Origin of the sequence: Limnohabitans sp. 2KL-3, assembly GCF_001269405.1 — a bacterium.
In the GTDB taxonomy this organism is placed as follows: Bacteria; Pseudomonadota; Gammaproteobacteria; order Burkholderiales; family Burkholderiaceae_C; genus Limnohabitans_A.
Genome location: NZ_CXON01000009.1, coordinates 14,070 through 34,448 on the forward strand (window position 1 = coordinate 14,070; position 20,379 = coordinate 34,448).

Annotated in this window: 16 protein-coding genes; 10 read left to right on the top strand and 6 right to left on the bottom strand. The window is 62.3% G+C overall.

The features are described from left to right. Window positions 1–99: 99 nt before the first annotated feature. The 4 genes from xdhA (at window position 100) to AMM41_RS12490 (ending at window position 5,973) form a co-directional block, all read left to right on the top strand. On the top strand, window positions 100–1,572 hold the full coding sequence (xdhA, locus tag AMM41_RS12475; RefSeq protein WP_089959094.1) for a xanthine dehydrogenase small subunit: 1,473 nt from the start codon (window positions 100–102) through the stop codon (window positions 1,570–1,572). Then, a complete protein-coding gene (gene xdhB / locus AMM41_RS12480; RefSeq protein WP_089958713.1) occupies window positions 1,569–3,860 on the top strand; it encodes a xanthine dehydrogenase molybdopterin binding subunit in 2,292 nt (763 codons plus the stop codon). The genes xdhA and xdhB overlap by 4 nt, the downstream gene beginning before the upstream one ends. A gap of 251 nt (window positions 3,861–4,111) precedes the next feature. Next, window positions 4,112–5,434, top strand: coding sequence for a guanine deaminase (gene guaD / locus AMM41_RS12485; protein ID WP_089958716.1), 1,323 nt, complete (start codon window positions 4,112–4,114; stop codon window positions 5,432–5,434). Window positions 5,435–5,739: 305 nt separating this feature from the next. Further along, window positions 5,740–5,973, top strand: coding sequence for an oxidoreductase-like domain-containing protein (locus tag AMM41_RS12490; protein ID WP_089958720.1), 234 nt, complete (start codon window positions 5,740–5,742; stop codon window positions 5,971–5,973). Window positions 5,974–6,040: 67 nt separating this feature from the next. Here the strand turns inward: AMM41_RS12490 and AMM41_RS12495 are convergent, their stop codons facing one another. Both AMM41_RS12495 and AMM41_RS12500 read right to left on the bottom strand, forming a co-directional pair. Further along, window positions 6,041–6,256, bottom strand: coding sequence for a hypothetical protein (locus tag AMM41_RS12495; RefSeq protein ID WP_194944774.1), 216 nt, complete (start codon window positions 6,254–6,256; stop codon window positions 6,041–6,043). Between the two features lie 210 nt (window positions 6,257–6,466). After that, entirely contained in the window at window positions 6,467–8,338 is a 1,872-nt protein-coding gene (locus AMM41_RS12500) for an SEC-C metal-binding domain-containing protein (protein WP_089958728.1), read from the bottom strand. A 219-nt stretch (window positions 8,339–8,557) separates the two neighbouring features. Between AMM41_RS12500 and AMM41_RS12505 the strand changes: the two genes are divergently transcribed. After that, window positions 8,558–9,841, top strand: coding sequence for an O-acetylhomoserine aminocarboxypropyltransferase/cysteine synthase family protein (locus AMM41_RS12505; RefSeq protein ID WP_089958731.1), 1,284 nt, complete (start codon window positions 8,558–8,560; stop codon window positions 9,839–9,841). A gap of 240 nt (window positions 9,842–10,081) precedes the next feature. On the opposite strand, the gene AMM41_RS12510 is transcribed toward AMM41_RS12505, so the two are convergent. Together AMM41_RS12510 and AMM41_RS12515 are read right to left on the bottom strand one after the other, a co-directional pair. After that, on the bottom strand, window positions 10,082–10,408 hold the full coding sequence (locus AMM41_RS12510) for a thioredoxin family protein (protein ID WP_089958735.1): 327 nt from the start codon (window positions 10,406–10,408) through the stop codon (window positions 10,082–10,084). After that, complete coding sequence (locus AMM41_RS12515) at window positions 10,405–11,373, bottom strand: LysR family transcriptional regulator (protein ID WP_194944775.1); 969 nt, start codon at window positions 11,371–11,373, stop codon at window positions 10,405–10,407. Before AMM41_RS12515 ends, AMM41_RS12510 begins: the two co-directional genes overlap by 4 nt. Before the next feature lie 169 nt (window positions 11,374–11,542). Between AMM41_RS12515 and AMM41_RS12520 the strand changes: the two genes are divergently transcribed. Together AMM41_RS12520 and AMM41_RS12525 are read left to right on the top strand one after the other, a co-directional pair. After that, window positions 11,543–12,340 carry an enoyl-CoA hydratase gene (locus tag AMM41_RS12520; RefSeq protein WP_089958743.1) on the top strand — a complete coding sequence of 266 codons (798 nt, stop codon included), beginning with the start codon at window positions 11,543–11,545 and terminating at the stop codon, window positions 12,338–12,340. Window positions 12,341–12,372: 32 nt separating this feature from the next. Next, entirely contained in the window at window positions 12,373–13,596 is a 1,224-nt protein-coding gene (locus AMM41_RS12525) for a CaiB/BaiF CoA transferase family protein (protein ID WP_089958746.1), read from the top strand. Between the two features lie 37 nt (window positions 13,597–13,633). Here AMM41_RS12525 and AMM41_RS12530 read toward each other — a convergent pair whose 3' ends face one another. Beyond that, entirely contained in the window at window positions 13,634–14,617 is a 984-nt protein-coding gene (locus AMM41_RS12530) for a Bug family tripartite tricarboxylate transporter substrate binding protein (RefSeq protein ID WP_194944776.1), read from the bottom strand. A gap of 187 nt (window positions 14,618–14,804) precedes the next feature. On the opposite strand from AMM41_RS12530, the gene AMM41_RS12535 reads away from it, so the two are divergent. From AMM41_RS12535 to AMM41_RS12545, 3 genes are read left to right on the top strand one after another with little or no spacing between them, the layout of a single operon-like run. Beyond that, window positions 14,805–16,961: a thiamine pyrophosphate-dependent enzyme gene (locus tag AMM41_RS12535; RefSeq protein WP_089958752.1), complete on the top strand. Its 2,157-nt coding sequence runs from the start codon at window positions 14,805–14,807 to the stop codon at window positions 16,959–16,961. Between the two features lie 23 nt (window positions 16,962–16,984). Further along, the gene (locus AMM41_RS12540; RefSeq protein WP_089958756.1) at window positions 16,985–18,574 is read left to right on the top strand and encodes an indolepyruvate oxidoreductase subunit beta family protein; all 1,590 of its coding nucleotides are present in this window, start codon (window positions 16,985–16,987) and stop codon (window positions 18,572–18,574) included. A 44-nt stretch (window positions 18,575–18,618) separates the two neighbouring features. Next, a complete protein-coding gene (locus AMM41_RS12545) occupies window positions 18,619–19,611 on the top strand; it encodes a Bug family tripartite tricarboxylate transporter substrate binding protein (protein ID WP_089958759.1) in 993 nt (330 codons plus the stop codon). A 7-nt stretch (window positions 19,612–19,618) separates the two neighbouring features. Here the strand turns inward: AMM41_RS12545 and AMM41_RS12550 are convergent, their stop codons facing one another. Further along, the gene (locus tag AMM41_RS12550) at window positions 19,619–20,245 is read right to left on the bottom strand and encodes a Crp/Fnr family transcriptional regulator (RefSeq protein WP_089958763.1); all 627 of its coding nucleotides are present in this window, start codon (window positions 20,243–20,245) and stop codon (window positions 19,619–19,621) included. Between the last annotated feature and the right edge of the window lie 134 nt (window positions 20,246–20,379).

Here is a 20,379-nt window from a genome sequence, read left to right on the forward strand (position 1 = left end):
ACCACAAACCATGCTTGCACGCCCATATCGGGTATCTGAAATTTTGCATATGGACCAGAGGGGTTTGAACTAGCATGCAGCACGCACTGGACCATGCCCATGAACCGAATTCTTCACCCTTTTACAGAAGTCCCACTGCGCTTTTGGCACCGCGATGCGGTGGTGGAGCGCCATCACGTTCCCCCCGACCGCACCCTGCTCGACCTGCTGCGCGAGGACCTGCGCCTGACGGCCACCAAAGAGGGTTGCGCCGCGGGCGACTGTGGGGCCTGCACCGTGGTGGTGGCCGAGGCGGTGGATGGGCGTTTGCAATACCGCGCCGTCAACAGTTGCATCAAGCCTGCACAGGCCATTGATGGCATGGCCTTGTGGACGGCCGCTGATCTGGCCCAGAGCGACGGCACGCTGCACCCGGTGCAGCAAGCCATGGTGGCGTGTCACGGCTCGCAATGCGGCTTTTGCACGCCGGGTTTTGTGATGAGCCTGTTTGCGCTGTACCAGCGCACGGTGGCCCAAGGCCAAGCCGTGGACAGGCACCGCGCCCATGAGGCCTTGTCGGGCAATCTGTGCCGCTGCACCGGCTACCGGCCCATCGTGCAGGCGGCGTGCAGCTTGCAAGCCGATGCCGCGCAGGCCGTGGATGAGACGCCCATCGTGGCGGCGCTGCACCAGCTGGCGGCCACCGAAAAAACCGGCGACAACTACATGCGCCCCAGCACCTTGCACGCTTTGCTGCAAGCCCGCGCCCAGCACCCTCAAGCGCAGCTGATCGCCGGGGCCACCGATGCCGGGCTGTGGATCACCCAGGGCCTGCGCCGCATGCCGCAGATCATTGACCTGACCCGCGTGGCCGAGCTGCGCCGGGTGGAACACTACCCGCAGCACATCGCCATTGGCGCAGCCGTGAATTTGCAAGACGCGTTTGAAGCGCTGGCCGCTGACCGGCCGGTGATCGCGCCGTTTGGCGAGCGCTTTGCGGGCTGGCCGGTGCGCCAATCGGGCACGCTGGGCGGCAATGTGGCCAACGGCTCGCCGATTGGCGACAGCATGCCGCTTTTGATCGCGCTGGGTGCGCAGGTGGTGTTGATGGCCCACCGAAAGGGCCGCAACGTGCACCGCCATGTGCCGCTGGACCGGTTCTACACCGGCTACCGCCAAAGCCTGCTGGCCGCCGACGAGGTGCTGGCCTGGGTGGTGGTGCCCCGCCCAGCCCCCGGCGAATGGCTGGGCGCTTACAAGCTGTCCAAACGGCAAGAAGACGACATCTCGGCCGTGTGCTTGGCGGTGCAGCTGCATGTGCAAGATGGGCACATCACCGCAGCACGCATCGGCGCAGGCGGTGTGGCCGCCACGCCTGCACGGGCGGTGCAGACCGAGGCCACGCTGATCAGCCAGCCGTGGAACGAAGCCACATTGGCAGCGGCACAACGAGCCATTGCGCAAGAGTTTTCGCCGCTCAGCGATTTGCGTGCCAGCGCCGATTACCGCAGAACCATCTTGGGCCAACTGCTGCGCCGCGCCTGGCTGGAGAGCACGGGGCACAGCACCGTTCGCTTGGAGGCACTCGCATGAACACGCCATCCAACACCCAAAGCAGCACCCACCACTTCCACGAAAGCGCCACCGCACAGGTGCAAGGCCGCGCCAGCTACATCGACGACCTGCCTCTGATCGAAGGCACGCTGCACGCCGCGCCGCTGATGAGCCCTGTGGCCAATGCGCAGCTGATCGACATGGACCTAGAGGCGGTGTTGGCCGCGCCCGGCGTGGCAGGGGTGGTCACCACGCAAGACATTCCCGGTGACCCACTGCTGGCGACCTTTGTGCACGACGAAACCATTTTTGCCGGGCCGCATCTCAAGCATGTGGGCCAAGTCATGGGTCTGGTGGTGGGCCACAGCCACACGCAAGCACGGCAAGCCGCCCGGCACATGCGGCTGCAAACCACACAAGCCACGCCCTTGCTCCATGCCCGAGAGGCCCTGCAAGCGGGCAGCTTTGTGTTGCCCCAAGTCACGGTGCAGCGCGGCGATGCGGCGCAGGCCTTGGCCCAAGCGCCACACTGCTTGCAAGGCTCGCTGGAGATCGGTGGGCAAGAACACTTTTATTTGGAAAGCCAAATCGCTTACGCCATTCCGCAAGACAACGGTCAATGGCTGATCCACAGCGGCACGCAGCACCCCGGCGAGGTGCAGCACTGGGTGGCGCACGCGCTGCACATCCCGCTGTCGCAGGTGCGGGTGGTGTGCCGGCGCATGGGCGGCGGCTTTGGCGGCAAAGAAACGCAGGCCGGGCATTTGGCGGTGTGGGCGGCGCTGGCCGCACACAAGTTTGGGCGGCCGGTGAAGATGCGGCTGGACCGGGGTGACGACATCCTGATCACCGGCAAGCGCCACCCTTTCAGCCACGACTGGCAAGTGGGCTTTGATGCGAGTGGCCGCGTGCTGGGTTTGGATTCGCTGCAGTTGGTCCACTGCGGCCACAGCGCCGACCTGAGCGGCCCGGTGGCCGATCGTGCGATCTTTCACACCGACAACGCTTACTTTTTGAGCGACCTGAATATCACTTCGCAGCGCTGCAAAACGCACACCCAAAGCCACACCGCGTTCCGCGGTTTTGGCGGGCCGCAGGGCGTGCTGCTGATCGAAACCGTGCTGGGCGACATCGCCCGCCACCTCGGCGTGGACGCGCTCGATGTGCGCTTGGCCAACCTGTACGGTATGGGCGAACGAGACACCACGCCCTACGGCATGAAGGTCGAAGACAACATCCTGCACCCGCTGATGACACAACTGGCCGAGCGCTGCAACTACCGTGCGCGGCGGCAAAGCATCACCGACTGGAACGCCCAGCACAGCGTGATCAAAAAAGGCCTGGCGCTCACGCCGGTCAAGTTCGGCATCAGCTTCACCGCCACGCAGTTCAACCAGGCCGGGGCGGTGGTTTCGGTCTACACCGACGGCAGCGTGCGCGTGAACCACGGCGGCACCGAAATGGGCCAGGGCCTGCACACCAAGGTGTGCGGCCTGGTGGCCCGTGTTTTGGGCTTGCCCGCCGCCCAAGTGCAAGCCAGCGCCAGCGACACCGACCAGGTGGCCAACGCCAGTGCCACGGCAGCGTCCAGCGGCACCGACCTCAATGGCCGCGCCGCCGAAAACGCCGCCTTGCAGGTGCGCCAGAACATCGCCGCCTGTATCGCCAAAGCCGATGCCTGCTCGGCAGACGAGGTGCGTTTTGAAAACGGCCAAGTCATCACACCCCTGCGCCAGCGCAGCTTCACCGAGGCCGTGCAACACGCCTATGGCCAGCGCGTGCAGCTGTGGAGCGACGGCTTTTACGCCACGCCCAAAATCCACTACGACCGCAGCACCCTGACCGGCAGGCCGTTCTATTACTTTGCCTATGGGGCAGCGTGCAGCGAAGTGGCCATCGACACGCTGACGGGCGAATACCGCGTGCTGCGCACCGACATCCTGCACGACGTGGGCCATTCGCTGCACCCCGAGATCGACATCGGCCAGATCGAAGGCGGCTTCGCCCAAGGCCTGGGCTGGCTCACCACCGAAGAGCTGGTCTGGAACGCTAAGGGCGAGCTGCTCACCAAGGGTGCCAGCACCTACAAAATCCCCACCGCCGCCGACATGCCCGCGCAGCTGAACATCGACCTGTGGCACGAAGCCAACCGTGAAGACAACGTGGGCGGCAGCAAGGCCGTGGGCGAGCCGCCCTTCATGCTCGCCATCAGTGTTTTCGAAGCGCTGCGCGACGCGATCGGTGCCACCCGCCCTGGCCACGCCCCCATCCGCCTCGACACCCCCGCCACCCCCGAGCGCGTGCTGGGCGCTATCCTTGCCCCATGACGACGCTTTTGAACGAGGGGTCAGATCCCAATGATGCAGGAGACATTACCCCGTAGGTCGGCACCTTCAGGTCCGACGTTCGTGGGCTTGGCACCGGTCCATGTCGGGGCTAAAGCCACCGACCTACAAGAGACCGTCCTCGGAGGTCGGAGCTTCAGCTCCAACATTTGTGGCCTGAGCGCAGCTCCCTGTCGAGGCCGTGGCTTCGATCTTCAACAACTTTGACCGTTTGATTCCAGCTTATTAAACCCATGACCTCCCCTTCCTTTTTCCAAGGCTGGCGCGCTGGCCTGCTGTGGTTTCCTGACCCGACCCAGCCGCAAGCCCAGCACGAAACCGACGGCCTGCTGGTGACCGCCCGCGAAGCCGACGGCATCGTGCGCATCCAGGCCATCGGTCCCTACCGCGATCTCGCCCCGCAATTCCCCGACCTGCCTGTGACCCACTGGCCAGGCCTGTGCATCGCACCGGGCTTTGTCGATTTGCACATCCATTACCCGCAAACCGATGTGATCGGCTCGCCCGCCGACGGCCTGCTGCCCTGGCTGGAGCACTACACCTTCCCGCACGAAAAGCATTTTTCAGAGCCGGCCTACACGCACGAAGTGACCGCGTTTTTCATGGACGAGCTGATGCGCCACGGTGTGACCACCGCGCTGTGCTTTGCCACCGCCCACCCCGAGTCGGTCGACGTGTTCATGGCCGAGGCGCAAAAGCGCCACCTGCGCATGATCACCGGCAAAGTGCTGCAAGACCGCCACAGCCCCGACGGCCTGCGCGACACCGACACCGCCTTGAGCCTGCGCCAAACGGAAGACCTGATTCGCCGCTGGCACGGCGTGGACCGCCTGGGCTACGCCATCACACCGCGCTTTGCCCCCACCAGCACACAGGCTCAACTGCACGGCGCGGGCGAGATCGCGCAGCAGTTCCCCGATGTGTGGATTCAGTCGCATGTGGCAGAAAACCTGGATGAAATCCGCTGGGTGCACGAACTCTTTCCCGAAGCCCGCAGTTATCTGGATGTGTACGACCGCGCAGGCCTGCTGCGCCAGCGCTCGGTGTACGCACATTGCATTTACCTCGACGATGCCGACCGCAGACGCATGGCCGAAGTGGGCGCAACCGCCGCCGTCAGCCCCACCAGCAACCTGTTTTTGGGCAGCGGTTTTTTTGACTACCCCGCCTCGAACGCAGCCGGTCTGCGTTACGGCCTGGCCAGCGATGTGGGCGGCGGCACCAGCTTCAGCCCCTTTCACACCATGCACGCGGCCTACACCGTCGCCAGGCAAAGTGTGGGCCGTCCGGGCATCAGCCTGGCACCCGAACACCTGTGGTGGCAACACACGGCAGGTGCCGCCGCCGCGCTGGACCTGAACGGAAAAGTGGGCAACCTGCTGCCCGGCTGCGAAGCCGACTTTGTGGTGCTCAACCCCCAAGCCACGCCCCTGCTGGCCCGGCGCACCGCGCAAACCGAGACCTTGGCCGAATGGCTGTTTGCGATGATCGTGTTGGGCGATGAGCGCTTGATTGCGCACACGGTGGTGCAGGGCCAGCCCGTGAACATCGGGTAGGTCGGTGGCTTCAGCCCCGACATGAGTCTTCGCCGACACACGCCATGTCGGAGCTGAAGCTACCGACCTACAGGGAACCATGCATTTTCAGGTCGGCGGCAATAGCGCCGACATGGGCCTGCGCCGAAGCAGACAAGCGTCGAACCTGACGGTGCAGACCTACGGGGACATGTATTTGTAGGTCGGTGGCTTCAGCCCCGACAGAGGACCTGCGCCGAAGCGCGCAACGTCGGAGCTGAAGCCACCGACCTACAGGGAGCCACCGACCTGCAAAAAACCATGCAAGAGCTGATCGACAATACGGCATGACCGAAAACAACGATCACCCCATCATCGACCCCTACGCATCCCAGCGCGCCTCCGTGCGCCGGGGGATTGCGCAATTTCAGGAACGCCTGCAGGCCGCAGGCCACGACTTCCGGGAGCCGCCCCCAGAGCCCACCTCGTGCTGCGGGCGGGGCTGCAACGGTTGTGTGTGGGAAAGCTACGACGCCGCGTTGATGTTCTGGTACGAGGATGCAGGGGCCTTGCTGGCTTGACGGTCGGCAGGTGCTCTGGCCACAGCAGACGCGCACTTCGAACGTCAAGGGCTTCGCCCTCAGGCCGTCAATTGGTATGCATTCCCGCTGAACGCACTTTGTTCACCGTTGACCACAGGTCTTGCAAAACGGCCTCCAGTTCCGACCCAGCCGCAGGCTGCTCAGACAGCGCCTGCAAGATGGGCTTGCCTTCGTCGTCGGTCACGCGCGAATGCACACGCCACAGCGCTGCACGCGCAGCCAAGCCACCCAAACGCCCGAAGGTGCCACTTGATGCGTTCACTTTGTGGCCATGACGGTGCCCAGCCAGGTGTTGGGCATGATGAGCTGGGGAGACCAGGCCACCGCTTGCAAAAAACCATGCAAACGCGGGTAATCGCTGCAAATTTTGCGCAGCTACTTTTCTTGTTGGCTGCCAAAAGTGGGCGACACATCCATCATGCCCATGGAAGGAGAGGACGTCTTTTTCGCAGCCTTTTTGGCGGGGGGCAGGTTAGGACGCCTGGGCAGGCTTGGGGTCTGGCAACTGCAGACCTTGCGCCCAAGCCAGTGCCCCGGTACTCACCCACAAGTGACGGGATTCGATTCGAAAATGCCAAGCCGCTTCCTCGCTGCCCAACAAATACCCCCGCTCGTCCGTAGACGGTGGGGCATCCATGACCTTGGGCAGCAAGGCCTTGAAGTAAAGGGGGTGCGCTTGGTGGGCATCGCGCAAAACAACCTCGGCTTCAGGCTTGCGGTCCAGGTTGAACAAAGCCAAGGCACGGCGATGTTCAGCAGGCGGCATGTCCTGCGGGTAACTCGCCATCACGTTCAAGGCGTGCTGGTAGTCGCCCCTCTCCATGTACAAAGTTGCCAGCGTGGTGCGCCAGCCATGGTTGTCGTGGGGGTTCAGAGCCAGACCCAAAGTCAGGTATTGAATGGCCGATTCTTCGTCGATGTGCATCTGCGCCAGCTCCACGGCGATGGCCAAGCAGCGCAATAAGGGGCGATGCGCCTGGACTGCCCAGTGCAGCTGCGCATCCCCCGCCAGACTTTGCAGCACAGCCACAGCGTGATCAGCCAAACGTTGTGCTGCGTCCAGCACGGGGGCTGGCGATTCGTCGTCGCACAGCGCATAGGCCGTCATCAACACATCGTCCAGCACCTCTGCGCTGAACCAGGCTTGTGGGTACTTTTGCAAAAATTGCTGGGCTTCTGGCAAGGACTCGATCAAGTTGTCCACATCGCCGTTGAACCAGGTCATTTCCGGCTTGACCACCGCGAATGTTCGTTGCCAGCGCCGGTTCAGGTCGGCCATTTTTTTGACGGGCTCCACCCAAGCGACATTCACACGCGCGTCGCCCTCTCCTTGCGGTGAGCGTTTGACTGTGTACAGGCTGTGCAAGGTTTGGACATCCAGCTGCTCGGGCACCGCATTCGCCAAATCGATCAGCGACTCCTCAAAGGGGTCGTCAACCTCATCAAAAGCCGCATCGCGCAAGAAACCCATGCCTTCCTCGGCCATGCCCACCAGCACCTCGGCCAAATCATCCATGCCCACCTTGCGCGCACGGGCAGCGAGCAAGGGGGCTCGCAAACGGGCCTCTTCTTGCCGCCCCTGAGTCATCAGCAAACTCAACTCCAGGTGCCACAGCTGCGGGTCATTGGGGTTGAAGCGGCTGGTCTCCTGAAACAGCTGCCAAGCCTTGTCCATCTCACCTTGATCGGCCAGGATGCTCACCAGACGAGTGCGAGCCGCAGTGGCCAGCGCCTTGTTGGGGTGCTGCGCCATGCGGTCGATCAAGTCCCGCCGCTCAAGCTCTTGACCGTGCTGTTGCAAGGCATCCACAAAGGCGTCAAAGGCGACTTCGTGGCGCTCGTTCAGCGATTTCAGGTCGGCAAACCATGGGCTCAAAATACGGATGGTGCGGTCTTGCTCGCCTGCATCGTTCCAAGCCATGGCGGCATGCCCCAAGGCCACGGCTGGCACCTCTTTGAGCTTGTCCCCCATCAACCATTGGGGGTCCGCATAGTCCAGCGCCAGCATTTGCAAGGTCTCGAGTTCCAGGGGAAAAGGCATGTGCTCAAACTCGGCGCAGCATTGCTTGAATTTGAGCCCTGAGCCGCAATGGCAGGGGGCATTGCGATCGCTTTTGGGCAAACCACGGGCACGCCAGCGCTGAGGTGGATACGGCAGTTGGCCCCACAGTTGGCGGGCCACATGTCGCAAGCTGCGCGCCACATCCGAAGCAGCGACCGGTGGCATCGCGTTCATGGCTTGTGCGTCTGTCATTTGAGCCTGAACAAACCAGTCGCAAAAATCATTCAGGGGTTCGCCCTCCATCAAGCGAGCGATGGCGATGTGGATGTTGTCTTGAATCATGGTCGGAGGACTCCGTGGTGGTTCTGCGCATTTCACGCCAAAAAAAACAGTTTATCTGCCTAGGACAGCCGTTTCGGTTCTGAAAATTGGGATCGGAATTCGGTGGGGCGTCATGACCTGTTTTTTATACAGCCATCTGTTTCATGAAAACAGCCTTCACTTCAGCTCCATGCAAGGCAACTGCATAAACTGACCTGTCCAACCCCAAGGAGACTCTCCATGAAAATCGAAACCCTGGCCGTGCACGCCGGCCAAATGCCCGACCCGACCACCAAAGCCGTGGCCACGCCCATCTACCAAACGGTGGCCTATGCGTTTGACAGCGCTCAACATGGCGCTGACCTGTTTGACCTGAAAGTGCCCGGAAACATCTACACCCGCATCATGAACCCGACACAAGACGTGTTGGAAAAGCGGGTCGCCGCCCTCGAAGGCGGCATCGCCGCGCTGGCCGTGGCCTCGGGCATGGCCGCCATCACCTACGCCATCCAGACCGTGGCCGAAAGCGGCGACAACATCGTCTCGGCCAGCACCTTGTATGGCGGAACCTACAACCTGTTTGCCCACACCTTGCCGCAAATGGGCATCACGGTGCGCTTTGCCGATCCGCGCCAGCCCGAGAGCTTTGCCGCCCTGATCGATGAGCGCACCAAGGCCGTCTTTTGCGAATCGGTGGGCAACCCGCTGGGCAACGTGACCGATTTCGCCAAACTCGCCGACATCGCCCACGCCCATGGCGTGCCGCTGATCGTGGACAACACGGTGCCCAGCCCCTACCTGTGCCGCCCGATCGAGCACGGGGCCGACATCGTGGTGCATTCGCTCACCAAATACCTGGGTGGCCACGGCAACAGCGTCGGCGGTGCGATTGTCGATTCGGGCAAATTCCCTTGGGCTGAACACAAAGTCCGCTTCAAACGGCTGAACGAACCCGATGTGTCTTACCACGGCGTGGTCTATACCGAAGCACTGGGCCCGGCGGCGTTCATTGGCCGTGCCCGTGTGGTGCCACTGCGCAACATGGGCGCAGCCATTTCACCCATGAATGCTTTTTTGATTTTGCAAGGCATCGAAACCCTGGCGCTGCGCATGGACCGCATCTGCGACAACGCGCTCTCAGTGGCCACTCACCTGCAAAAACACCCCAAAGTGGCTTGGGTCAACTATGCCGGTCTGCCCGATCACCCTGAGCATGCGCTGGTGCAAAAGTACATGAACGGCAAAGCCTCGGGCATCGTCTCCTTTGGCCTGAAGAGCCAAGACGCCGATCCTCGCGCCGCAGGCGCACGCTTCCTGGACGCGCTGCAACTGTTCACCCGATTGGTCAACATTGGCGACGCCCGTTCGCTGGCCACACACCCGGCGTCGACCACACACCGCCAACTGGACGCGGCGGAACTGGCCAAGGCGGGCGTGAGCGAAGACATGGTGCGTTTGTCGGTGGGCATTGAGCACATCGACGACCTGATGGCCGACTTGGAGCAAGCGCTGGCCGCTTGCTGAAGCCTGGCGACTGTCGGCCAAAACCGGGGTGATCAGTGTGGGCGCGATGCCCAGTCGATGGGGAGTGGTCGGCGGGGCTTTTCGCGACGAGGGCGTCGCTCCTACAAGGGAATGCACAAGGGGATGCCTGTGTTTGTGACAACTCTTTTGCTTGTGGGAGCCCCGCCCTCGGGGCGATTCTTTTCGGAAAGCCGGTTCGATGGGCGGTAAGCACCTTAAAACCAAGCTTTTGCTCACAACTCAGACCTTGGACATGGCGGTTTGAATGTCCTGCTCGCTTGCAGGCCGCACCAGCCGCCCTACTTCCTGCCCATCGCGCAACAGCACCAACGTGGGCCAGAGCTTGACCCGGTAGTGGCGCCCCAGCGCACGGCCCGGTCCGTCTTCGATTTTGAGGTGCTGCCACGGCGTTGGGGTGGCCAGGGCCTGTGCCATCAAGGGCTGGGCAGCGCGGCAGTGGCCGCACCATTCGGTGCCAAATTCCAGCAGAGTCAAGCCGGGCAGTGCCTGCACCTCGGCCAGGTTGGGCGCTTCAATGGCGCTCAGGTAGGGTTTGAAACTGCTCATGAATTCACCTCGGGGGTACTGAACAAACGAGACACCGTGCTGCGCAGCCATTGCAGGCAGGGGTCTTTGTCAAAGCGGGCGCTCCAGTGCATGGACACCGTGAAGTCGCGCAGGGGCAAATCGGGCTCGATCAGGGCCAGCGCCCCGGTCTCGGCAAAGCCTTGCGCAAAATTGCGTGGCATCAAAACCGCCAGATCGCTGCTGCGCACAATGCCGGGCAGCGACAAAAAGTGGCTCACCGTCAGGCGCAGGCGGTGCTGCCAATGCATCAGCTCCAAAATGCGCAGCGTGTCCGAATGGGTGCGCACGGCAGCAAACTCCAGCTCGGCCAACAGCGCTGGGGCCAAAGCACCAGGGGAGGCTGATGAGTCCGCACAGACCAAGGGGTCTGTCATCGGAGCATTCATGCGCCCCCAGCGCAGGGCCACAGGGTGCTCTTTGCGCATGAGCAGCACATAACGGTCGCTCAGCAATGGCTGCTGCAAGGTCTGCACCACCTCGGGCAAAAAACCGATGGCCAAGTCCAGCTGCCCGTTGTCCAAGGCTGCGCCGATCCGAGCGTGTGGCAGCGGCAAAGCCTCCAGGCGCATGCCCGGTGCCAAGCCTTGCAAGGCCAGCACCAGTTCTGGCAAAAAACGCGCCTCACCAATGTCGCTCAGGTGCAGCCGCAGCACCCGGGTCGAGCGTTGTGGGTCAAACAGTTGAGAAGCGTTGAGCGCCTGCTCAATCGTGGCCAGTGCACTTTGAACCCCCTGAGCCAGCCGGTCGGCACGGGGTGTGGACCGCACACCCGAGCCACTGCGCTCAAACAGGGCGTCCCCCAACACTGCCCGCAAACGCGCCAGCCCTTGACTGGCCGCAGGCTGCGACATGCCCAACTGTTGGGCAGCCAGGCTCACGCTGCGCGTGCGCCAGACCGCATCGAACAAACGCAGAAGGTTCAGGTCCAAATCTTTGATATTCATGAAATGCATACCGCCTAGACCTGATATTTTGCACGGATACGAGCCCTGTTGGGCGTTGAGTGCTTTGGCGGAGTGGCCCCTCGCGCCTCAGTGAGCGTCTGTCGCGCGGGTAACGCGGGCGCACCCCAATGGACCACATACTGATTGGCCATTCCCTTGGAGTCACTCGATGAGCTTTTTGAAAACCGACAAAATGGCCGCCCGCAAAGACAAGCATGTGGGCTGGATCACCTTCAACAACCCCGCCCGACACAATGCCGTGTCACTGGAAATGTGGCAGGGACTGGCGGACATTGCCCACGAATTTGCCCGCGATGACGACATCCGCGTGGTGGTGGTGCACGGCGCTGGCGAAAAAGCCTTTGTCTCGGGTGCAGACATTTCAGAATTTGCCGAACAACGCGACTCCGCCGAAGCCACCCAGCGCTACGACGCGGTGGCTCAAGAAGGCATGCAGGCCCTGAAAAACCTCAACAAACCCACCTTGGCCATGATCCAAGGCTATTGCATTGGCGGTGGCGTGGGTGTGGCGCTGAACTGCGACATCCGGATTGCCGCGGACCATTCGCGTTTTGCCGTGCCTGCCGCCAAACTGGGGCTGGGCTACGAATTCGACGGTGTGCGCAAACTGGTGGACGTGGTGGGGCCGTCCTTTGCGCAAGAAATCTTTTTTACTGCACGGCAGTTCAGTGCACCCGAGGCCCTGACCATGGGGCTGATCAACCGCATGGTGCCCCAGGAAGATTTGTTGGCTTATGTGACCCAATATGCCGACACCATCGCGGCCAACGCGCCCATGACCGTGGCTTCAATCAAAACCATTGTGGGTGAAATCGTCAAAGACCCGTCTTTGCGCAATGTGGCCCTGTGCGACCAATTGGTGGCGCAGTGCTTCAACAGCGCCGACTTCACCGAAGGTCGCACCGCCTTCATGGAAAAACGCAAACCGGTGTTCACCGGCCGCTGAAACGTCCACGCTGATCCAAGAAAGTCCTCACCATGAAACTCCCTTTGTCTGGCCTGCGTGTCCTGGATTTGACCAACGTCTTGGCTGGCCCTTACTGCAGCATGGTCCTGGCGGACATGGGGGCCGAGGTCATCAAACTCGAAAACGCCGACAAAGGCGATACATCGCGTCAGTTTGAGCCCAAAGTCAATGGCGAGTCCTATTGTTTTGCGGTGCTCAACCGCAACAAACAAAGCATCGCCCTGAACCTGAAAGACCCAGCGGGCCTGAAGATCGCCCAACAGCTGGCTGCCCAGGCAGACATCGTGATGGAAAACTTCCGCCCCGGTGTGGTCAAGCGCATGGGGCTGGACTACGAGCGCATTCGCGCACACAACCCCGGCGTGATTTACGCCTCCATGTCGGGCTTTGGCCAGACCGGGCCGTATGGCCAAAAAGGCGGCTTTGACATCATTGCCCAGGGCATGTCCGGCATCATGATGATGACCGGTGAGCCGGGCGGGCGTCCGGCCAAAGTGGGCATTGCCATGAACGACATTGCCAGTGGTGTGACGGCCCTGTCGGGCATTTTGGGGGCCCTGATTGGCAAGCTGCGTTTTGGCGAAGGTCAGTACATCGAGACCTCGCTGCTGGAAGCAGGGCTGGCCTGGACCCCTTGGGAATTCGGGGCTTACTTTGGCTCAGGTGAAATCCCCACCGCCACCGGCACCCGCCACAGGCGTTCGGCCCCCTACCAGGCCTACCGCACCTGCGATGGTTATGTCACGGTGGGTGCGGGCACCCAAAAAATGTGGGTCAATTTTTGTGAAAAAGTCATCGGCCAACCCGACTGGCTTGAGCGCCCCGAATACCTGACCCAGGCGCTGCGCGTCAAAAACGTGGACGCACTCGAACGCGACATTGAATCGGTGACAACACAAGCCACGACGGCGCACTGGGTGGCCCTGCTGGATGCGGTGGGCATACCGGGCGGGCCTGTTTTTGGCTACGAGCAAGCCCTGCACGACCCGCATGTGCTGGCCCGGCAAATGGTGCACGACCTGGATCACCCCATCATTGGCCCCATGAAGACCTTGGGTTTGCCCATCAAATCAAGTGGGGCCTTGGGCAGCATTCGGCAGCCGGCCCCCTGGCTGGGTCAGCACTCCAGGTCGGTGCTCGGCCAACTGGGTTATTCGGCCCAAGACATGGAAGCCCTGTTCGCCCAGGGCACCGTGTTTGACCAGTACCCGGACAAGGCCCGCCCCGCAGCATAAGGGCCGGCCCCGGGCCCCACTTCAGGGCCTGCGGCGCTCAACTGTCCATGGTGATCTTGGCGCGGCGGATCACATCGCCCCACTTCAGGTTGTCCAGGCGCATTTGCTCGCTGATCTGGGCCAGTGGCATGCGGCCCACTTCTTCCACCCCCGTCTTGCGCAAAGCCTGCAGCACCTCGGGGTCATCCATGGTGGCGCGAAACGCTGAACGCAAGCGCTCCAGCGCCTCGGCAGGCACCCCCGCGTTGGTCACAAAACAGTTCCAGGGTTTTTCATCAAAGCCCTCAAAACCTTGCTCGGCAATGGTGGGGACATCGGGCATGGTGCTTGAACGTTTGCCAGACGACACGGCCAAAGCACGCATGCGGCCTGTTTGGATGTGCGGCATGGCCGGCCCCAGGGTGGAGACGGCCAAATCCACCTGACCGCCCAACAAATCGGCGATGTACTGGGCCGCCCCCTTGTAGGGTACATGGTTCATGGAGATGCCCGCACGCTGCTTGAAAATCTCGGCAATCAAATGGTGCGGTGAGCCCACCCCCGCGCTGGCGCAATTGAGTTTGTTGGGATTGGCTTTGGCAAAGGCGATCAGCTCTTGCAAATTGCGAACCGGCACCGAAGGGTGGGCCACCAACACAAACGGCAAATCGCCCAAATGGACCAAGGGCGTGAAGGCCTTGAGCGGGTCATACGACACTTTGCGCATGTTGGGCACATAGGCAAAGGCGGTGCTGTCAATCAAATGGACGGTGTAACCATCGGCGGGCGCTTTGGCGGCAGCATCTGCACCAATCGTGGTGCTGGCACCGGGCTTGTAATCCATCACGATGGGCTGCCCCAACAATTTCTCCGCCTTGCCCGCCACAATCCTGGCCCACTGATCGGCACCGCCCCCTGCGGGATAAGGCACGATCATTTTGATCGGCTTTTCAGGAAATGGCCCGGCCCACGCTCGGCCCATCACACCCAGCGAAGCGGCACCCAGGCCGGCCCATTGAATCCACTGTCGTCTGCTGCTCATGTCTCGACTCCTGTTGGTTGGGGGGGATGCCGCATGGTGGCGTCTTGCCTGCGGCTCGGCTGTAACCAAGATGACTGGCCACTGCACATGCGTTTGATGCATGAACTTTATTCAACGCATTGAATGAACTGATATGTAAGATGGTCTGGCCCTTCGAACGCGGGCACAACAACGCAAGGAGCGTGCTTTGGAAGTTTCATTTCACGAAGAAATCAAGGCCCTGCGCATGGGCGAGGGCGAGGTCTTTCATGGCGAGGGCATCCTGGCCATCACCAAGGGCCTGCTGCAGTCGGGCGTGAGTTATGTGGGCGGCTACCAAGGTGCCCCGGTCTCGCACTTGCTCGATGTGATGGTGCAGGCCAAGCCCTATATGGACGAGCTGGGCGTGCATGTGGAGGCGTGTTCCAACGAAGCGTCTGCTGCGGCCATGCTGGGCGCGTCCATCCATTACCCGATTCGCGGTGCGGTGACCTGGAAGTCGATTGTGGGCACCAACGTGGCGGCTGACGCGCTGTCCAATTTGTCCTCGCCCGGCGTGACCGGCGGCGTGCTGATCGTGGTGGGCGAAGACTACGGCGAAGGCGCGAGCGTCATTCAAGAGCGCACACACGCCTATGCGCTGAAGTCGGGCATGTGCCTGCTGGACCCCCGGCCCGAGCTGGGCCAGATGGTCAACATGGTGGAGCACGGTTTCAGGCTGTCCGAAGCGTCCAACATGCCAGTGATGATGGAGCTGCGCATCCGCGCCTGTCATGTGCGCGGCCAGTTTGTGGCCAAGGACAACCAAGCCCCCAAGCTGTCCAAAAAACACCTGATCGACGAACCCGCAGGCTTCAACTACATGCGGCTGGCGCACCCGCCTGTGACCTTTGCGCAAGAAAAACGCAAAGTCGAGCACCGCTTCCCCGCCGCCCGCCAATACATTGCCGAGCAGCGCCTGAACGAGCACTTTGAAGGCACAACACATCGCCACCTGGGCCTGATCGTGCAAGGGGGTCTGTACAACACGCTGATCCGCGCTTTGCAACAGTTCGACTTGGCCGATGCCTTTGGGGTGACCAGCCTGTCGGTGCTGGTGCTGAACGTGACGTATCCGCTGGTGCCTGACGAGCTGGTGAATTTCTGCAAAGACAAATCGGCCGTGCTGCTGCTCGAAGAAGGCCAGCCCGAATACATCGAGCAAGAACTCGCGCTGATGCTGCGCCGCCTCGATCTGCAAACCCCGCTGCACGGCAAAGACATGCTGCCCTCGGGTGGTGAATACACCGCCGAGGTCATGGCCCAGGGCCTGCTGAAATTCATGGACCGCCACCAAGCCGACGCCGTGCCCGAGGCCACGCGCCAATGGCTGGCCACCAATGGCGAACGCCGCCAGCAAGTGCAAGCCCTGCTGGGCACCCCGTTGCCTGCGCGGCCACCCAGCATGTGCATTGGCTGCCCCGAACGGCCCGTGTTCTCGGCCCTCAAGCTGGCCCAACAAGATGTCGGCCCGGTGCACATTTCAGGCGACATCGGCTGTCATGCCCTGGCCACTTTTGAGCCGTTTTCGGTAGGCCACTCCATCCTGGGTTACGGCATGAGCCTGGCCAGTCGGGCGGGCGTCTCGCCGCTCATGAAGCGGCGCGTCTTGTCGGTTATGGGCGACGGCGGTTTTTGGCACAACGGCCTGCTCACGGGCGTGCAAAGTGCGCTGTTCAATGGCGACGATGCGGTACTGCTGATCTTCAAAAACGGCTACACCTCGGCCACGGGCACGCAGGACATCATTAACACGCCCACCGACATCGCCAAAGAACTGGCGGGCGACAAACGCCAGAGCATGGTGCACACCAACCAGACCATCGAGTCCACGCTCAAAGGCCTGGGCGTGCAATGGCTGCGCACGGTCCACACCTACGAGGTGAGCCATATGCAGGCCACGCTGACTGAAGCCTTCACCACCGAGTTTCAGGGCCTGAAAGTCATCGTGGCCGAAGGCGAATGCCAGCTGGAGCGCCAGCGCCGCATCAAGCCTTGGCTGGCCTCGTTGCTGTCCAAAGGCGAGCGGGTGGAACGCGTGAAGTACGGCGTGGACGAAGACGTGTGCAACGGCGACCACGCCTGCATTCGCCTCTCGGGCTGCCCGACGCTCACGCTCAAAGACAACCCCGACCCGCTGAAAGTCGACCCAGTGGCCACCGTGATCGACGGCTGTGTGGGCTGCGGCTTGTGCGGCGAAAACGCGCACGCGGCCACGCTATGCCCTTCGTTTTACCGGGCCGAAGTGGTGCAAAACCCCAAGTGGCACGAGCGCCTCTGGGCCCGCTGGCAAGGCCTGGCCACACGTTGGCTGCAACCCGCTTGAACCGCCCATTTCAGAGAGACACCATGACCCAACCGATTTCCATTTTGCTGTGCGCCCTGGGTGGCGAAGGTGGCGGCGTGCTGGCCGACTGGCTGGTCGACGTGGCCCGCCACTCAGGCCACCCGGCACAAGCCACCTCCATTCCCGGCGTGGCGCAACGCACCGGGGCCACCACCTATTACCTGGAAATTTACCCCCTGCCCCACAGCCAGCTGCAAGGCCGCTTGCCGGTGTTGGGCCTGAACCCGCTGCCTGGGCGGCTCGATGCGCTGGTGTCGTCCGAGTTGCTGGAGACCGCACGCCAAATTGGCAACGGCCTGGCTTCAAGCGACCGCACACTGGTGATCAGCGCCTCATCGCGGGCACTCACCACCGCCGAGAAAATGACCATGGGCGATGGCCGCCGCCCCGAAGGCCCCCTGCTCGATGTGGTGGCTGCGCACAGCCAACGCCACCATGTGATGGACATGGCCAGCCTGTGCCAGCAAAGCGGCACCATGGTCAGCGCGGTCATGCTGGGTGCCATTGCGGGCAGTGGCTTGCTGCCTTTCGCACGGACGCATTACGAAGCCGTGTTGGCGGGCCCCAGCAACTCGGCCAAGGCCAGCTTGCGTGGCTTTGCATTGGCCTTTGATGTGGTCACGCGCCAGCGCGAACAAGCACAGTATGTCGAGCATGTGATGAAACCTGCAGCACTTGCGCCCTCTGCATCTGAATCTTCATCGGCGGCTTTGCCTTCAGATGTGGCCGTCAAGTTTCCAGCAGAGTTGCACCCCCTCATGGGCTTGGCGCACCAGCGCTTGGTGGAATACCAAGGCCCCGCTTATGCCCGTTTGTATGTGCAACGCCTCGAACGATTGCTCAGTGCAGAAGCCAGTTCAAAAGACGCCACCCGCCCCGTGACACTTGAAGCCACCCGCTGGTTGGCCCTGTGGATGGCGTTTGACGACATCATCCGTGTGGCCGACCTCAAAAGCCGCGCCAGCCGCTGGGACCGCGTCACACAAGAAGTCAAAGCCAAAGAGGGCGATGTGCTCAAGGTCTACGACCACTTCAAACCCGGCGTGCCCGAGCTGGCTGCCTTGTTGCCGCAAGGGCTGGCCAACCGGCTGCTGCGCTGGGACCGCGCCCGCGTAGCCAATGGCCAAGCACCTTGGTCCATGCCACTTAAGGTGGCGCGGCACGCGCTGTGGGGCATGGCCAGCTTGCGCTTCCTGGCCAGCCTGCGCGTGTTGCGTCCCTTGGGCAGCCGCTATCAGGCCGAGCAAGCACTGATCGAAGAGTGGCTGGGCGGCATTGAAAGCGCCACACGCCAGTCGCCCGCGCTGGGCTTGGAGCTGGCGCGTTGCGGCCAACTCATCAAAGGCTACGGCAGCACCAACGAACGCGGCAAGGACAACCTGCTGCACATCCTGCGCCATGTGTGCGGCCCAGCCTCCAAAGTGCCCGTGGCCGAGCAAGCTGAGGCCGTGGCCCGGATCCGGCAAGCGGCCCTGCAAGACGAAGCCGGTCAAGCGCTTGATCAGGCTTTGCTGCAACATGGTGCGCCAGCCCGCCCGGTCAAGGAACAACCCGTTCTGTGGATGAAGAATCCGAGACTGCAAAAATCCTGACCTCATCAACGACACTGACCCCATCCAAAAACAAGGAGACAAGCATGCCAAAAACCCAATTCTTCTCACGCCGCGCCATCGGCACCGCCCTGCTCGCCATCGCGGCCGGCCCTGCCCTGTGCCTGAGCGCCGCCGCGCAAAGCTGGCCCACCAAGCCCATCAAAATCGTGGTGAACTTTCCACCGGGTGGCGCAGCTGACCAGATTGCCCGTGCCATTGGCGTGCCCTTGGGCGAGGCGCTGGGCCAGCCTGTGGTGGTCGAAAACCGGGGCGGTGCCAACGGCAACCTCGGCGGTGAAATGGTCGCCAAATCACCCGCCGACGGCTACACCCTGCTCATGAGCTCGGGCGGCATGGTGTCGGTCAACCCGCACATCTATGCCCGCATGCCCTTTGACCCCGCCAAAGACCTGGTGCCCGTGGCCTCGGCCGCCCGCGTGCTGGTGTTTCTGGTCGCCAAACCCAACTTTCCGGCCAACACCATCCAAGAATTTCTGGCCCATGTGAAGGCCAACCCCGGCCGCTTGTCGTATGGCTCGGCAGGCAACGGCAGCTCACCCCACTTGGCTGGCGAAATGATGAAAAGCCAGGCGGGCCTGTTTGCCGTGCATGTGCCCTACCGGGGTGCTGCGCCCGCGCTTCAAGACGTTTTGGCCGGTCAATTGGACTTTTACTTTGACCCGGGCATTGGCCTGGGCCAGGTGCGGGCAGGCAAGCTCAAGCTGCTGGCCGTGGGCAGCATGAAGCGCTCTCCCCTGTTCCCGAACGTACCCACATTGGACGAAGCAGGCCTGAAAGGTTTTGATGCCGACTCGGTGTTCGGCTTTTACGCGCCTGCGGGCACGCCCGCCGATGTGGTCAACCGTGTCAACCGTGAGATCAACCGCATTTTGGGCACCCAAGCTTTGAAAGACCGCATCCAGAACCTGGGCGGTGAGGCCCTACCCTTGACCCCCGCCGAGTTCGGTGCCCGCGCTGCGGACGATTCCAAACGCTTTGGCGCGATCATCCGCGAACGCAAGATCAGCGGAGATTAAAAAAAGCTCAAACCCCGGCCAACTCGCGCAGCGCCTGCGGGTTGGGCAGGCCCAGCACACGACCGCCGCCACTGATCAGCTGGCGTTCGCGCAAATGGCGCAAAACCCGCGAAAAGGTTTCGGGCGCGATGCCCAACTGGGCGGCGATGGTGCGTTTGCGTTCGGTCAGCTTCACGGCCAGACCGCCCGAAGGGTCAGTGGGTTCGGCATGGCGCAGCAGCCATTCGGCACATCGTGCATCGGCGTCTTTGGCCACGCGGCTGACCGCGAGTTCAGTTTGTTGGCGCTGTGACCGCGCCATGTCCATGAGCAGGTTTTGCGAGGCCTCGGGCAAGGCATGCACTTGTGCCACAAAATCGGAAACGCTCACGTACTGCAAGCTCACCTGAGTTTCGGCGACGGCATCCACCACATGTGGAAGGTCCAACAAGCCCGAAGCGGCTTCAAGCCAAAAAGGCCCTTCCACCACGCCCAACTGATGCGCCATTTGGCCGTCCATCACCACCCCCAAGACCACACGCCCTTGCATGACATGCACGATGCGGTCCACCCGGTCCCCGCGACGCAGCAATGCGGTACCGGCCCCATGGGTGACGATGGGCTCGGACAAAATGTGCAAAGAAGTATCCAACATGATGACCCTGAATGTGCCAGAGCGGGCGGTGTTTGGCTTTGACACACATCAAATCAGCGCGATTGACCCCGCAGGAATTCCAGCGGCCAAACCTCTTGGGTCATGGCAGCGGGCCGACTTTGTCCGTCATGGCT